Consider the following 15,434-nt stretch of genomic DNA (forward strand, 5'->3'; position numbering starts at 1 on the left):
GTGCGCGGCTTGCACGAGTGGGTGCGGGCCACCACCACCTGGATCAACGCGGCAGGTCGCCCTTCGCCCGCGCCGAGGAGTCGTCCGGAGGAACGGGCTCGGACACCCCGTCGCCGGTGAAGTGCACCGCGTCGATTTCGAACAAATCGGTCCCTTCACCCACGAACACGAAGAACAGCGGCCCGGAGTTGCCCGGATCGGTCACCGGAACCGGCTCCACGTCCAGGTATTCGCCGCCGGTGCTGGGCACTTGCGCCGTCTGCAGCAGCTCCCCGTCCGGAGCACCGGCTCGGACTTCGATGGTGCCGCCCGGTCCGGCCGCCGAGACCCGGTAGCCGATGCCGTCCACGCCCGTCAGGTTCACCGGGTCGATGGAGATCCAGTCGCCCGCTTCGATGCCGCCGACCTTGCGGCCACCGGCCGCGTCCGGCTCCTCCACCACCTCGACGCCCTGGGCGTCGGTGAAGAACTCGGCCTGCTTGTCCGCGGGCTGCAGCACCACCCGGTCGGTGCCCGTCACGGGTGGCAGGTCCTCGGCGCCGGTGTCGGTGTAATCGGCGGTGATCACGCCGAACACGTCGGCGTCGAGCCCGTGGCCCTCGTCGGCCGGAGTCTCGATCACGCCTTCGCAGCCGACCTCCTCGCTCAGCGGGTGCGCGTGGGTGTCGTGGCCGAGCGCGTAGCTGACCTGCACCCGGGAGCAGTCGATCTGCTCGTCCTCGGCGTCGGTGACGCTGACCCGGAACGGCACCTGCTCGCCGAAGGTGTACACCCCGCCGTCCGGCGGCAGCTCGACGCTGACCTGCGGCGGCGTGTTGCCGACGATGATCTGCACGCTGGCGTGCCCGACCTTGCCGGTCGAGTCGGTCACGGTGAGCTTCGCGGTGTAGCCGCCGCGCTCGTCGTAGGTGAACGACACCGGCCCGTCCGCGGTCGAGTCCACGGTGCCGTCGCTGGTGAAGTCCCACTCGTAGCTCAGCGGCCCGCCGTCGGGGTCGGTGGTGCCCGCCGGGTCGAACTCGACCGTCAGCGGTGCCTCACCGGAGGAGGTGACGTCGGCGCTCAGCTTCGCCCTCGGGGTCTTCGCGTCGGGGCTGTGCTCGATGCGGTACAGCGCCGAGTCGTCCGCGCCGCCGAAGTAGCTGGAGCCGTAGTCCAGCACGTACAGCGCGCCGTCGGGGCCGAACTCGATGTTCATCGGCCGGGTCAGGTCCATCGAGTCGAAGAACGGCCGGACAGCGGCCAGGTTCCCGTCCTCGGCGAGCTCGAACTCCTTGATCCAGCCCCGGTCCCACTCGTAGTTCAGCACCTTCCCGTCGTAGTACTCCGGGAACTTCAGCGGCTCGTCCAGGTCCGGGTCGAAGTGGTACACCGGTCCGCCCATCGGCGACTCCGGCCCCTCGCCGAGTTCGGGCACCGACCCGTCGTCGTAGTCCAACCACGCGGGTTGCGCCGGTGGCAGCTCGACCAGCCCGGTGTTGTGCGGGCTCTCGTTGCGCGGCGCCGCGCAGTCGAAGGGCTGCCCGGACTCGCCGGTCGCGTAGTCGTGGTCGATGAACGGTTCGTTGGCGCCGATGCAGTAGGGCCAGCCGAAGTTGCCCGGCTCCTTGATCAGGTTGTACTCCACGGTGCCGCTGGGTCCGCGCTCCGGATCCGCGGATCCGGCGTCCGGTCCGTACTCGCCGAGGTGGATCCACCCGGTCTGCTCGTCCACGGTGAACCGGAACGGGTTGCGCAGCCCCATCGCGTAGATCTCGGGGCGGGTGCCGTCCGTGCCCGCCGGGAACAGGTTGCCCTCCGGGGAGGTGTAGCTGCCGTCGGCTTCGACGTGGATGCGCAGGATCTTGCCGCGCAGGTCGTCGGTGTTGCCCGCGGAGCGCTGCGCGTCGAAGGCGGGGTTGCGCTCCGGGCGCTCGTCGATCGGGGTGTAGCCGTCCGAGGAGAACGGGTTCGTGTCGTCCCCTGTGGACAGGTAGAGGTTGCCGTCGGCGTCGAAGTCGATCTCACCGCCCGCGTGGCAGCAGGTGCCGCGGTTCGCCGGAACCCGCAGGATTTCCTGCCCGCTCGCGAGGTCGAGCGTGCCCGCGTCGGTGAGCGGGAACCGGGCCAGCACGTTGTGCCCGTCGAAGGGCGCGAAGTCCGCGGCCTCGCCCTCTTCCGGCGCATCGCCGGCGGGGGTGTCCAGCGGCGGCGCGTAGTACAGGTACACCCACCGGTTCTCGGCGAAGCCGGGGTCCACGGCGATGCCCTGCAGGCCGTCCTCGTCGTGGTTGTACACGGGCAGCGCGGCGGCCAGCGTGGTGGTGGCGTCCGGCGTGGTGAGGTACACGTCGCCGTCGCGGGAGGTGTGCAGCACGCGGCGGTCGGGCAGCACCGCCAGCGCCATCGGTTCGCCCAGCTTGGTTTCGCCCTGGGCCAGCGTGATCTGGTCGAACGCCGTATCCGGTGGAGGCGATGCGGCGGACGCGGACGGTACTGCCAGGGCAGCCGCAGTCACGACCGCCAGGGTCGTGGATGCGGCCAATCGTAGGAATCGCACCAGGTCACTCCTCGTCGCTCACGGTCCCGGCGGCATCGCCGGGACGATCTACGAATCCGTGCGGAACGATCTCCGCGCTCGGTGCCTCGTCCGCGGCTTCCTCGCGAGGAGGCGATGTCGCCGTGCAGGACCGCTGCACGAGAAATCGCTTCCGCGGCGAGCGAGCCGCTGAGCTTCCGCTGCGCAGGCCGTTCCGAAGGGCTCAGCAGGGGGTCTGCCCGGTGGCGGTGCGGATGCCGCCGAGCAGGTGACGCAGGAAATCCGGTTCGGCGAAGGACTCCTCGGTGTGGCCGCCACCGGTGTAGTAGGCGCGGCCGGAGTCGATGACGTGGCACCAGGCGATCGGGTGATCACCCATCGCGCCTTCGCCGGGGTCGTAGCCGGACTCGTCGAGGGCGGCCAGCACGTGCGTGTCACCGCGGGGATTGGTCGCGAAGTTGTACCACTCGTCCGTGCGGTGCCAGTGGCGCGGCAGGTGCGCCGTGGAGTCGTGCTCGTGGTCTTCGATCCGGACCGTCGCGGGCTGGATCTCGGGGTGGTCGGCGAAGTACGCACCGACGAGCTCGCCGTAGAACGGCCAGTCGTACTCGGTGTCGGCGGCGGCGTGCACGCCGAAGTAGCCACCGCCTCCGCGGATGTAGCGCTCGAACGCCGACTGCTCGCCGGGTTCGAGCACGTCCCCGGTGGTCGACAGCCACACCACCGCGTCGTGGCGCGCGAGTTCGGCATCGCTGAACGCCGCGGAGTCCTCCGTGGACTCGACCGCGAATCCGTGTTCCTGGCCGAGGCGTTCGATCGCCGCGATGCCGGACTCGATGGACTCGTGCCGGAAACCGGCGGTCTCGGAGAAGACCAGCACGCTCGGTTCGTCGTGCTCGCCCGCCCACGCCGGAGCGGCCAGCGCCCCGGCCGTGCACAGCGCCAGCGCCAAGCCCAGGAGCTTCCTGCCCGCGACCTTCCGCCCGGCGCTCACGACGCGAACCCGACGTCGAGGTACCGGTCCACGTTCTCGCGGGTCACCACGGCCGAGTAGGTCGTGATCGAGCGCGGCACCTCGTGCTCGGCCAGGTCGGACATGCCGCGCGCCTGCACCAGCAGCCGCGCCAGCGCGATCGCCGACGAGCACATCGACGGGTTGTAGAGCACCGTGGCCTGCACGACGCCGCCGCCCGCCTTGATGCGTTCCATCATGTCGCGCGAACCCGCGCCGCCGACGAGGAAGAACTCCTCGCGCCCGGCGGCCTCGACCGCGGCGAGCACCCCGATCCCCTGGTCGTCGTCGTGGTTCCACACCGCGTCCAGGTGCGCCGCGGCCTGCAGCAGGTTCGTCGCCTGCCGCTCACCGGACTCGGCGGTGAAGTCCGCGGCGACCCGCCGCGCCACCCGCAGCCCGTGCCGCGCCAGCCCGTCGCGGAACCCGGCGCTGCGCTCCTGGGTCAGCGGCAGCGAATCGGTGCCCGCGATCTCGGCGATCACCGGGTCCGCGACGCCCCGGCGGCGCAGCTCGGCGGCGATGTGGTCGGCCGCGTTGACGCCCATGCCGTGGTTGTCGCCACCGATCCACACCCGGTAGGCGTCGGGCGAGTCGAAGACGCGGTCCACGTTGACCACGGGAATCCCGGCCCGCGTGGCCCGCCGCGCCACGTCGGTCAGCGCCTTGCCGTCGGCGGGCAGGATCACGAGCACGTCGACCTGCTCGTTGATCAGGGTTTCGACCTGGGCGATCTGCTGGTTGACGTCGCTGCTGCCCTCGGTCGCCCGGAACGTGACGTCGGGCAGCCCTTCGGCCTGCGCGCGGGCGTTGGTGGTCATCGCCGCCATCCAGCCGTGGTCGGCGGCGGGCGCGGAAAAGCCGATCGTCACCTGGGTGCCGGGGGCGGCGTTGTCGCCACCGGCGGCGACCGCGGACGGGTTCTGCTGCTGCGGCGGGTCGTTGGCCAGGCACCCGGTCAGCAGCGCGGTCGCGCCCAGCGCACCGGTGCCGAACAGGAACCCGCGACGAGGAGTTGCGGACATGGCGATCTCCGAACGTGGGGGATTCAGCTGGGGGAACTGCGGCGGCGAGTGCGGGCCTGCAGCAGCACGGCGAGCACGATGATCGCGCCCTTGACGATGTTCTGGATGTCGGTTTCGAGGTTGTTGAGCGTGAAGACGTTGCTCAACGTCGTGAAGATCAGCACGCCGATCAAGGTGCCGGTCATGCTGCCGCGCCCACCGGAGAGCAAGGTCCCGCCGATGACGACCGCGGCGATCGCGTCCAGCTCGTAGTACAGGCCGTTGGTGGACGCGCCGGAGGTGGTGCGCGCCACCACCATGATCGCCGCGATGGCGCAGCAGAACCCGGCCAGCGCGTAGACCAGCGCGGTGTGCCTGCGGACGTTGATCCCGGCGAGCCGAGCGGCTTCGGCGTTGCCGCCGACCGCCAGCGTCCGGCGTCCGAACGTGGTGCGGTTGAGCAGCGTCCAGCCGCCCGCGAACACCGCGGCGAAGATCCAGATCAGCACCGGGACGCCCAGCAGGTCGGCCTGGAAGATCGCGCCGAACGCCGGAGCGTCGACCACCTGCGTCTGCCTGCCGCTGATCCGCTCGGCCAGCCCGCGCGCCGAGGCCATCATCGCCAGCGTCGCGATGAACGGCACCACCCGGCCGTAGGCGACCAGCAACCCGTTGACCAGGCCGCAACCGGTGCCGACCAGCAGCGCGCACACCACCATCACACCCACCCCGTGGGACTGGGTGGCCCAGGTCGTCATCCACACGCTGCACAGCGCGACCATCGAACCGACCGACAGGTCGATCCCGCCCGCCGAGATCACGAACGTCATGCCGACGCTGACCACTCCGATGGCCGCGGCCAGCCGCAGCACGGTGGAGATGTTGCCCTCGGTCAGGAACGCGTCCGGGCGGGTGATGTAGCCGGCCACGCACAGTCCGATGAGGACGATCATCAGCGCGGCCAGCCTGATGTCGGCCCGCGCCCACCAGCGGCTCACCAGCGTCGAGCGGGTCGCGGCGGGTGTCGCGTCGAGGGTCTGCTCGTTCATCGCGCCGCCTCCATGACCAGGTCCAGGACGTCGGATTCGGTGATCTCACCGGCGGTCGCGGTGCGCACCGCTGCTCCGTCGCGCAGCACCAGGACACGATCGGCCAGCGCCAGCACTTCCGGGATGTCGCTGGAGACCACCACGATCGCGATCCCCCCGGCGGCGAGGCGCCGCATCAGCGCGTACAGCTCCGCCCTGGCCCCGACGTCGACGCCGCGGGTGGGTTCGTCGAGCAGCAGCACCCGGCAGCCGCGCAGCACCCAGCGGCCGATGACGGCCTTCTGCTGGTTGCCGCCGGAGAAGGCGGCGATCGGCCGGAACGGGTCGGCGGGACGCAGCTGGAGCTGGTCGACGACCTGCCGGGTCTCGGTGATCTCCTTGGCGCGGTCGGTGAAGCCGAACCGGCTCAACCGCGGCAGCGACGCCAGCGTGACGTTCGCGGCCAGCGGCAGCAGCGGCAGCAGCGCTTGGCTCTTGCGCTCTTCGGGCGTCAGCCCGATTCCCGCCGCCACCGCAGCCGGGACGCTGCCCGGCCGCACTCGACGACCGCCGACCCGCACCTCGCCCGAATCCGGTGCGCGGGCGCCGAAGACGGTCTCCAGCAGTTCGCTGCGACCGCACCCGACGAGTCCGGCGAGCCCGAAGATCTCGCCCGCGTGCACGGTGAAGCTCACGTCCGCGAACTCGCCCCGGCGGCCGAGCCCGCGCACCTCCAGCACCGGCCGCTCGGTGGCCGTGCTCCCCACCGCTTCGAGTTCCGGCGGGGAGCCACCCGTCATCAGCGCGACCAGGTCGCCGGTCGTCGCCTCCGCCACCGCGAGGTCGGCGGCGACCGTGCGGCCGTCCTTGATGACCGTGACGCGGTCGGCGATGCGCCGGATCTCCTCCATGCGGTGGGAGATGTAGATGACCCCGACGCCGTCGGCGGTGAGTTCGCCGATGACGCGGAACAGGTTGTCGACCTCACCCGCCGACAGCGCCGCGGTCGGCTCGTCCATCACGATCAGCCGCGCCTCGTGCTGGAGCGCCCGCGCCATCGACACCAGCTGCCGCGACGCCGCGGGCAGGCTGCCGACCTCCTGGGCCGGGTCGATCTCCGGGTGCCCCAGCCGCGCCATCAGCCGCGCCGCCACGCCGCGCGCCTGACCTCGCCGGCTGAAACCGGCGGTGGCCGGTTCGTGGCCGAGGAAGATGTTCTCCGCGACGCTCAAGCCGGCGACCAGGTCCAGTTCCTGGTACATCGCGGCGATGCCCCGCCGCAACGCGTCGGCCGGTGAGGACAGCGAGATCTCCTCGCCGCGCCACCGGATCGTGCCGCCGTCCGCGGGGTGCGCCCCGGACAGCACTTTGATCAACGTGGATTTCCCGGCACCGTTCTGCCCCAGCAGGCAGTGCACTTCACCGGGGCGCACCCGCAGATCCACCCCGTCCAGGGCGCGCACGCCCGGGAAGACCTTGACGATGCCGGACATCGCCAGCAGTTCGGCCGTCATCTGCCGCCTCCCACCGGTATCCATCTGCTGTGGTGGGCCGCGCTGCGCTGCACCGCGTCCAAGACCCGCTGCACCCGCAGACCGGCGGCGAAGTCCGGGCTCGGCGTGGTGCGTTCGGCGATGGCGGTGACGAAGTCCCGCAGCTGGTGGGTGAACGTGTGCTCGTAGCCGAGCACGTGCCCCGGCGGGTACCAGGCACCCAGGTACGGGTGGTCGGCTTCGGTGGCAAGGATGCGCCGGAAACCGGCGGTCTCGGCGCCCTCGGTCGCATCGTAGAAGGACAGCTCGTTCATCGACTCGAAGTCGAACGCGAGGCTTCCCGCGCTGCCGTTGATCTCGATGCGCAACCCGTTCTTGCGCCCGGCCGCGTAGCGGGTCGCCTCGAACGTCCCGAGCGCGCCGCCGCCGAACCGGGCGGTGAACATCGTCGCGTCGTCCACCGTCACCGGCCCGGTGCGCCGAGCGTCGTCGACCAGCGGGCGCTCCGCCACGAAGGTGTCGACCAGGCCGCAGACGCTGACGATGTCCTCGTCGAGCAGGAACTGCGCGAGATCCACCAAGTGGGCGCCCAAATCCCCCAACGCCCCGGAACCGGCCCGCTCCGCGCGCAACCGCCAGGTCAGCGGCGCCTGCGGATCGAGTAACCAGTCCTGCAGGTACTGGGCCCGCACGTGCCGGATCGTGCCCAGCCTGCCCTGCTCGATCAGCTCGCGCGCCAACGACAGCGCGGGCACCCGGCGGTAGTTGAACCCGACCATCGCCTGGATTCCGCCGCGCCGCGCGCGATCCGCCGCCTCGGCCATCGACTCCGCTTCGGTGACCGAGTTCGCCAGCGGTTTCTCGCACAGCACGTGCTTGCCCGCTTCCAAGGCGCTCATCGCGATCTCGGCGTGGCTGTCGCCCGGGGTGCAGATGTCGACCACGTGCACGTCGTCGCGCAGCAGCACGGACTTCCAGTCGTCGCTGGCCTCCCGCCAACCGTGCCGGGCGGCGTCCTCGTGCACGGCGTCCTTGCGCCGCCCGCACAGCACCACCATCTCCGGCCGGGCCGGGAGATCGAAGACCCGTCCCACGGTCCGCCACGCTTGCGAGTGGACCACGCCCATGAAGGCATGACCCACCAAGGCGACACCGAGCACGTTCATGCGTTCTCCTCGCGATCGATTTGCGTAGCTGGTCGGTTGGCGGAACCTCAGCGGCTTCCTCGCTGCGGGATCTTTTTCCCAAGTGGCTCCGCCACGAGGGAAAAAGCCGTCCTCGCGAGGAAACCGCTGAGAACCCGCCGGTGGTCGATCTGCGTGCGTGGTCACTGCTCAGCGGCTTCGCCGCTGAGGAGGGAAGGATTAAAAGCGTTGTGGTGTCAGGGGTTCTGGTTGACGCCGAACACCTGGTCGCTGATGAGGGCCGCGGCGCCCACCACTCCGGCGTGCTCGCCGAGTTCGGAGAGCGCTATCGGCAGCGTGCTGGTGGCCAGCGGCGTCGACCGCCGGTACAGCTCGCTGCGGACTTCCGCCAGCAGCGGGTGGCCGAGCCCGGCCACCCCGCCGCCGACCACGATCATCGCCGGGTTGGCGAAGTTGACCAGCCCGGCCAGCACCCGGCCCAGCCGGCGGCCCCCGTCGCGCACCAGCCCGAGCGCTTGCGGATCGCCGTGGCGCATCGCGATCCCCACGTCGTGCGCGCTCAGCACGTCGCGTTCGCCGAGGAGCTCGTGCAGTCCCGGTGATTCGCCGCTGCGCGCGAGCGCGGTCGCATCGCGGGACAGCGAAGCGCCGCTGAACCACGCCTCCAGGCAGCCCGTTCGCCCGCATCCGCACACCGGGCCGGTGTCGTGCACCGCGATGTGCCCGATGTCGCCCGCGCTGCCGTTGCTGCCGCGCAGCACCCGGTTCCCGGTGACGATCCCGCAGCCGATGCCGGTGCCGATCTTGACGAACAGGAAGTCCGGCACGGATCGGGCCAGCCCGCAGTACATCTCGCCGAGGGCCATCAGGTTGACGTCGTTGTCGAGCTGGACCGGGCAGTCCAGCTGCTGCATGAAGTACTCGCGCACCGGGTAGCGGTCCCAGCCCGGCATGATCGGCGGTGACACGGTGAAACCGTCCCGGAAGCTCACCGGCCCCGGCACTCCGACGCCCACTCCGTTCAACCCCGGCAGGTGCCCTTCGGCGCGCAGCTTGTCGATCACCTCGACAGCCCGCCCGAGGATCGCGTCCGGACCGTCCTTGATGTCGATGGGTTCGCTGGTGTGCGCGACGAGCTCCAGCAGTCCGTCGGTGACCCCGACGTCCAGCGAGGTGGCGCCGATGTCCACGCCGACGAAGCGCAGCCGCCGGGACAGCTGCACCAGACCGGACCGCCGTCCGCCTTGCGACGCGGCCTTGCCCGCCCGTTCCACGAACCCCGACTCCTGCAACCGGCCCAGTTCTTGGCCGATCTTGGAGCGGGACAGGGACACCTGCGCGGCGAGTTCCGCCGCGGCTTGGGCCCCGTTGAACCGCAAGGACGCCAGCAAGCGGGCTTGGTGGGAATTCTCTGGTTGCACCGACTACCCCACTTCTTGCACGAAGCGTATGAAGTCCGTCACAGAGTAAGCGAATGGTTTCTCCCGCGGTCAAGGGAGAATTCGCGATGTCCCCCGGATGTTCGCTGCCCGATCGGCCGCATCCGCCCGCCGCCGTTCGGACCTCGGCGCCGGAACCGGTGAACTCCGCCGAAAACGCGGGAGCACGAGCTCACCCCCACCCCGATTCCACAGTGGACATCACTCGACGCTGCAAGAACACCGTCTCGGGGCGTTGCGGGGACCTCGAACCACCCTCCGCCGTCCGCCGACTCACCGCGCCGCCGAAAGGTCCTGCGCCCACTGGGCCGAACGCCCACTGCCGAGGCGGTTCGAGCGAGCACATCCCGAACGCGGAAACACCGCCCCCGAACGCGAAAATCGGCGCCGCCCGTCGAGTCGAGGGCGACGCCGATGATCGGACTCCGCGTCCGCGAGCGCGGTTTCGCTACTTGTCGGTGGCGAAGGCCGCGTCGAACGCGACCTCGGGCGGTTCGATCGCCGTCAGCTTGCGGACGAAGGCGAGCGCGTCCGGCGCACCGATCATCCTGTCCATGCCCGCGTCCTCCCACTCGACGGAGATCGGTCCCGCGTAGCCGATCGCGTTGAGCCCCCGGAAGATCGGCTCCCACGGCACATCGCCGTGCCCGGTCGAGACGAAGTCCCAGCCGCGCCGCGGATCCGCCCACGGCAGGTGCGAGCCGAGCCGTCCGTTGCGCCCGTTGAACTGCTTGACCGACTCCTTGCAGTCCACGTGGTAGATCCGGTCCCGGAAATCCCACAGGAAGGTCACCGGGTCCAGGTCCTGCCAGAGGAAGTGGCTCGGGTCGAAGTTCAGCCCGAACGCGGGCCGGTGCCCGATCGCCTCCAACGCGCGCTGAGTGGTCCAGTAGTCGTAGGCGATCTCACTGGGATGCACCTCGTGCGCGAACCGCACGCCCACCTCGTCGAACACGTCCAGGATCGGGTTCCACCGCTCGGCGAAGTCGGCGTAGCCCCGCTCGACCATCTCCGGTGGCACCGGTGGGAACATCGCCACCGCGTGCCAGATGGAGGACCCCGTGAACCCGACCACCGTGGACACCCCGAGCTTCGCGGCGGCTCGCGCGGTGTCCTGCAACTCCGCCGCGGCGCGCGTGCGCACGCCCTCGGGCTCACCGTCGCCCCAGATGCGGCCGGGCAGGATGTTGCGGTGCCGCTCGTCGATCGGGTGATCGCAGACCGCCTGCCCCACCAGGTGGTTCGACAGCGTCCACACCTCCAGCCCGTGGGCTTGCAGGAGGTCCAGTCGCCCCTGGACGTAGTCGTCCTCGGCCAACGCCCGGTCGACCTCGAAATGATCGCCTGAGCAGGCGATCTCCAACCCGTCGTAACCCCACCCGGCGGCCAGCCTGCACACCTCCTCGAACGGCAGGTCGGCCCACTGGCCGGTGAACAACGTGACCGGTCTCGGCATCGTGATCTCCCTTGCTCGACGGTGCGGGAAGAACACCCGCCGGGGAGGGCGCCGATCGGCCTGGAAGCGTCCGCGGGATTTCCGCACGAGGCACGGCGCTCGCGGGAATGAGAACGGAGGGAGTCCGGAAATCCGCAGTGGGCCGACTGGTTCGGTTCGCCGATTCGCGGCATTCCGGCGAACGCCGCATTCCCGGGCGGGCACGAACACCGCCCAAATTAAGCCACCCGCAACACCAGCACCAGACCCCGCGCACGAGTTCCTGCGGAAGTCGGTGCCCCACCGCGTTCGGCGCCACTCGATCTGCACATGTCGCCCCTCCGTTGGGTACCCGGTGCGCATGAGCAAGAACCGCGACGACTACCAGCAGGACTACACCCATCCTGAGCTGCGGGAGCGGCTGAAGGAGGAGCTGAAGGCCTCCGGCAGAGGCGGCAGGCCGGGACAGTGGTCCGCGCGCAAGAGCCAGCTGCTCACCCAGGAGTACGAGGAGCACGGCGGCGGCTACCGGCACCCGCAGCGGCCGACCCGGTCCCAGCAGGACCTGGCCGAATGGACCGAGCAGCGCTGGATGACCGAGTCGGGCTCGGCGAACGCGCGCCACGGCGGGAGCACCGAGCGCTACCTCCCGGAACAGGCCTGGGCGGAGCTGTCCCCGGCCGAACGCCGCGAAACGCAGCGGGCGAAGCGAGCCGGGTCGCGGCGCGGCGAGCAACGCGCGCCGAACCCGCCCGCGGCGAAGTCCGCGCGCAAGGTCGCCGAACTCGACGCGCTGCCCGCGCGCGAAGCGGCCCGGCGCGCGCGGAAGCTGACCGCGGCCGAAGCGAAGGAGGCGCAGCGGCACGAGCGCGAGCACAAGGCCCGCAAGACGGTGCTGCGCGAGCTCGACAAGATGACCCCCTGAGCTCGCCGGCTCAAGCACTGGCAGGTCCCCGTGCGCGTCGACGCGGCCGGCGATCGCGTGCTGCACGTCCGAGCGGTCCTTCGGCACCCGCCGCGCCCAGGAGCGGCTAGCCGCGACGGCTTCGGCCAGGCCCGGTCGACGCCCTCGGAGGTGCCGTGAAGGGTGCGGCAGAGCAGCTGCTCCGAACACGGGTCGATCGCGTCGAGCTCCCGCGTCGAGGTCGGGCGCGCGTAGGCACCGGCGAGCGCGGCGAACTCACCGGTGGACCCGCAGGCGACGAGACCGTCGACCCCGCCCCCGACGCTGCGGACGACCACGCGACCCAAGGCGGCGACGTCGATCTCGCCGTCCGAGGTGGACGGCGTCGGCAGCGCGATGAGAATTCCGCTCAGGTGCGGCGACATGCAGGAACCCCTTCTTCTCGCGTGCGTTCGCTCGCGGCCGTCGCGTGAGCGGCCGGGCCCGCGTGGTGGTGCCGTCCCCCGTTCATCGGGAGCGGAGTCGCGCACGGCGCCTCCCGGGCACCGGATCTCCCCGCCTCAGGCGGGTCGCTGGAGCAGGTGGCCCATGCGGTCGCGCTCGGCGGCCAGGTAGCGGGTGCTGTGCGGGTTCGACGGCACTTCGAGGGCGATGCGCTCGGCGACGGCGATTCCGCGCTCGGCCAGCGCCCGGCACTTGTCCGGGTTGTTCGTCATCAGCCGCACCGAGCTCACCCCGAGTTCGTGCAGGATCCGCGCCGCGTCGGTGTAGTCGCGGCCGTCGACCGGGAACCCGAGCTCCACGTTGGCCTCGACGGTGTCCATCCCGCGGTGCTGCTGGAGTGCGTAAGCCCGCAGCTTGTGCCCGAGCCCGATGCCGCGCCCCTCGTGCCCCCGCAGGTAGACGAGGATTCCCCGCCCCTGCTCGGCGATGGCGCTCATCGCGGCGCCGCAGTCGCAGCGCAGCGAGCCGACGAGGTCGCCGGTGAGGCATTCGCTGTGCAGCCGGACCAGCGGAGCTCCCGCGCCGCGCGGGTCGCCCATCGTCAGCGCCAGGTGCTCGATGCCCGCCGCGGACGGGTAGGTGGCGGCCTGGAACGTGCCGAGGTCGGTGGGGAGATCGGCCCGTCCCGTGGGCCGGGCCGCCGCTTCCGCCGTGCGCGCGTGCTCCACGAGATCCGCGATCGTGATCATCGGAACGTCGTGCCGCAGCGCGAAATCGTCGAGTTCCGGGCGGCGCATCATCGCGCGCCGGTCCGGGGTGACGATCTCGCACAGCAGCGCCGCGCCGCTGAGCCCGGCCGCGCGGCACAGGTCGACGCCGGCCTCGGTGTGCCCGGCGCGTTCCAGCACCCCGCCGGACCTGGCGCGCAGCGGCAGCCGTGACCGGGCCGGGCCAGGTCGGACGGCGCCGGCCCCGGATCGGCGAGCGCCCGGATGGTGGCGGCCCGGTCACCGGCGCTGATGCCGGTGGACGTGCCGTGCCGGAGGTCGACGCTGACCAGGAACGCCGTGCCGTGGCTCTCCGCGTCGGCGGTGACCATCAGGTCCAGTTCGGGCTCGCGCGCCCGGCGTTCGTCGAGCGACACGCACAGGAATCCCGAGGTGTGGCCCGGGGAGAGCGCGACCTCGTCGGTGGTGGCGTGTTCGGCGGCCGTGATCAGGTCGCCTTCGTTCTCCCGGTCCTCGTCGTCGATGACGAGGACCTTCCCGCCTGCGGCGAGGGTGGCGACGGCTTCGGCGACGCTCGACGTGGGCATGGGCGGCCCTCCTGTGCGCGGGTGTCCCGCTCGGCGGAGCTGGCGCCGAGCGCTGGCCGGTTGCTACGCGCTGGGCCGTTCGAATGACGCACCCAAACACACGTTCACTTAATGAACGTTTCGTTCACGGATACTGACAGCCGCCATCGGCACGGTCAAGCAAAGTCCTTGCCTGGCCTTGCAAATCGCCACTCTTCAAGACTATTGACGAGCCAGACAGGCCGCCCCACACTATCGACATCGCGTTCGCATAATGAACGTTTCGTTCGTAAGTAGACGTATTTCGTCCCCGGCCCTCCCTGCGCTCTCCCCCGCGAGGGCTCGACCGGACCCGGACGAACCGACTGCGAGGGAGCACTGCCCCGTGACCGAGGAATCTGACGTCGTCGTGGTCGGCGGCGGCATCGCCGGCCTGATCACCGCTCGCGAGCTCGGCCGCCAAGGCCTGCGCGTCACCGTGCTGGAAGCCCGCGACCGCCTCGGCGGCCGGGTGTGGACCGATCAACGACTCGGCCGCGACCTGGAGATCGGCGGGACCTGGCTGCACTGGGTCCAGCCGCACGCGTGGGCGGAGGTCACCCGCTACGGCCTGGACATCACCCGCGGACCGCGCCCGGAGCAGGCCTACTGGCTGGCGGGCGACGAACGCCGCACCGGCACCCTCGACGAGTTCATGGAGCTCATCGATCCCGGCATGCGCCGGTTGCTGGCGGACACGATGCAGCGGATCCCCCGGCCGCACGCTCCCCTGTCCGAACCCGGGTTGGAGTCCGCCGACGGGTTCAGCGTCCAGGACAAGCTCGACGAACTCGACCTCCCCGTCGAGGAGTACCGCGCCAACGAAGCCGCGTGGGTGGGGCACTTCAACGCCCCGCTGACCGACGGCGCGTTCACCAGCGCCCTGCGCTGGACCGCGGCCACCGCGGGCTCCTGGCACCTGATGCACGAAGCCTCCGCGGTGTTCCGCCTCGTCGGGGGCACCCGCTCGCTGGTCGAGTCGATCGTGGCCGACACCGACGCCGACATCCGCACCGCCACCGCCGTGCACCGGATCGAGCACGACGCCGACGGCGCCGTGGTGACCACGTCCGGTGGCGACGCGATCCGCGCGCGACGAGTGGTGCTGACCCTGCCGCAGAACATCCTCGGCGAGCTCGACGTCTCCCCCGAGCTGTGCGCGGAGAAGCGCGCCGCGACCGAAGAAGGCACCGCCTCGCGCGGCGTCAAGGTCTGGATCCGGGTGCGCGGGCCGATCGCGCCGTTCTTCGCGTACTCCTCGGCTTCGCACCCGCTTTCGGTGGCGCGCACGGAATTCCTCGGCGAGGACGACGCCGTGCTGGTGTCCTTCGGCGCCGACTCCCGCCGGATCTCCCCGCACGACGCCGACGCCGTCGCCGACGCGCTGCGCGTCTGGCGCGACGACCTGGAGGTCCTCGAAGTCACCGGCCACGACTGGATGGCCGACCCGCACTCTCGGGAGACCTGGCTGATGCAACGACCGCACCAGCTCACCCGCTACTTCGCCGCCCAGCAGCGCGCCGAAGGCGTCCTGCACTTCGCGGGCAGCGACTACGCGAACGTCTGGGCCGGCTTCATCGACGGAGCGATCGAGAGCGGCCTGCGCGTGGCCCGCGAGGTCCGCACCGGACTGACCACTTCTCCGTGACAGCAACGCACAACCGGTATCCGCCAGGGAG

General features: G+C 71.0%; 11 protein-coding genes and 2 pseudogenes. 2 read left to right on the forward strand and 11 right to left on the reverse strand.

The window, feature by feature from the left end:
• Positions 1-43: 43 nt before the first annotated feature.
• From OOZ19_RS03060 to OOZ19_RS03095, 8 genes and pseudogenes are all read right to left on the reverse strand, one after another.
• Positions 44-2,497 (reverse strand): PQQ-dependent sugar dehydrogenase, encoded by a 2,454-nt coding sequence (locus OOZ19_RS03060; RefSeq protein WP_323055093.1) that lies wholly within the window; start codon positions 2,495-2,497, stop codon positions 44-46.
• A 259-nt stretch (positions 2,498-2,756) separates the two neighbouring features.
• Positions 2,757-3,464, reverse strand: a pseudogene (locus tag OOZ19_RS03065) (ThuA domain-containing protein); the annotation flags it as partial.
• Positions 3,465-3,508: 44 nt separating this feature from the next.
• Positions 3,509-4,555: a substrate-binding domain-containing protein gene (locus OOZ19_RS03070; RefSeq protein ID WP_266087979.1), complete on the reverse strand. Its 1,047-nt coding sequence runs from the start codon at positions 4,553-4,555 to the stop codon at positions 3,509-3,511.
• A gap of 23 nt (positions 4,556-4,578) precedes the next feature.
• A complete protein-coding gene (locus OOZ19_RS03075) occupies positions 4,579-5,583 on the reverse strand; it encodes an ABC transporter permease (RefSeq protein WP_416309387.1) in 1,005 nt (334 codons plus the stop codon).
• Positions 5,580-7,076, reverse strand: a complete 1,497-nt coding sequence (locus OOZ19_RS03080) for a sugar ABC transporter ATP-binding protein (RefSeq protein ID WP_266087981.1) — start codon at positions 7,074-7,076, stop codon at positions 5,580-5,582. The genes OOZ19_RS03075 and OOZ19_RS03080 overlap by 4 nt, the downstream gene beginning before the upstream one ends.
• Entirely contained in the window at positions 7,073-8,221 is a 1,149-nt protein-coding gene (locus OOZ19_RS03085; protein WP_266087983.1) for a Gfo/Idh/MocA family protein, read from the reverse strand. The genes OOZ19_RS03080 and OOZ19_RS03085 overlap by 4 nt, the downstream gene beginning before the upstream one ends.
• A gap of 215 nt (positions 8,222-8,436) precedes the next feature.
• Complete coding sequence (locus OOZ19_RS03090) at positions 8,437-9,621, reverse strand: ROK family protein (RefSeq protein WP_266087985.1); 1,185 nt, start codon at positions 9,619-9,621, stop codon at positions 8,437-8,439.
• 466 nt (positions 9,622-10,087) lie between these two features.
• A complete protein-coding gene (locus OOZ19_RS03095) occupies positions 10,088-11,095 on the reverse strand; it encodes a sugar phosphate isomerase/epimerase family protein (protein WP_266087987.1) in 1,008 nt (335 codons plus the stop codon).
• A 340-nt stretch (positions 11,096-11,435) separates the two neighbouring features.
• Here OOZ19_RS03095 and OOZ19_RS03100 point away from each other — a divergent pair, with 340 nt between their 5' ends.
• Positions 11,436-11,999, forward strand: a complete 564-nt coding sequence (locus tag OOZ19_RS03100; protein WP_266087988.1) for a hypothetical protein — start codon at positions 11,436-11,438, stop codon at positions 11,997-11,999.
• 254 nt (positions 12,000-12,253) lie between these two features.
• Here the strand turns inward: OOZ19_RS03100 and OOZ19_RS30080 are convergent.
• The 3 genes and pseudogenes from OOZ19_RS30080 to OOZ19_RS03110 form a co-directional block, all read right to left on the reverse strand.
• A pseudogene (locus tag OOZ19_RS30080) lies at positions 12,254-12,403 on the reverse strand (dihydrodipicolinate synthase family protein); the annotation flags it as partial.
• Positions 12,404-12,538: 135 nt separating this feature from the next.
• Positions 12,539-13,330: a GTP cyclohydrolase II gene (gene ribA / locus OOZ19_RS03105; RefSeq protein WP_266087990.1), complete on the reverse strand. Its 792-nt coding sequence runs from the start codon at positions 13,328-13,330 to the stop codon at positions 12,539-12,541.
• A complete protein-coding gene (locus OOZ19_RS03110) occupies positions 13,219-13,737 on the reverse strand; it encodes a 3,4-dihydroxy-2-butanone-4-phosphate synthase (protein WP_266087992.1) in 519 nt (172 codons plus the stop codon). Before OOZ19_RS03110 ends, ribA begins: the two co-directional genes overlap by 112 nt.
• Positions 13,738-14,101: 364 nt before the next feature.
• On the opposite strand from OOZ19_RS03110, the gene OOZ19_RS03115 reads away from it, so the two are divergent.
• Entirely contained in the window at positions 14,102-15,403 is a 1,302-nt protein-coding gene (locus OOZ19_RS03115; RefSeq protein ID WP_266087994.1) for a flavin monoamine oxidase family protein, read from the forward strand.
• Positions 15,404-15,434: the final 31 nt, after the last annotated feature.

It is taken from the genome of Saccharopolyspora sp. NFXS83 (genome assembly GCF_026241095.1).
Lineage (GTDB): Bacteria > Actinomycetota > Actinomycetes > Mycobacteriales > Pseudonocardiaceae > Saccharopolyspora_C.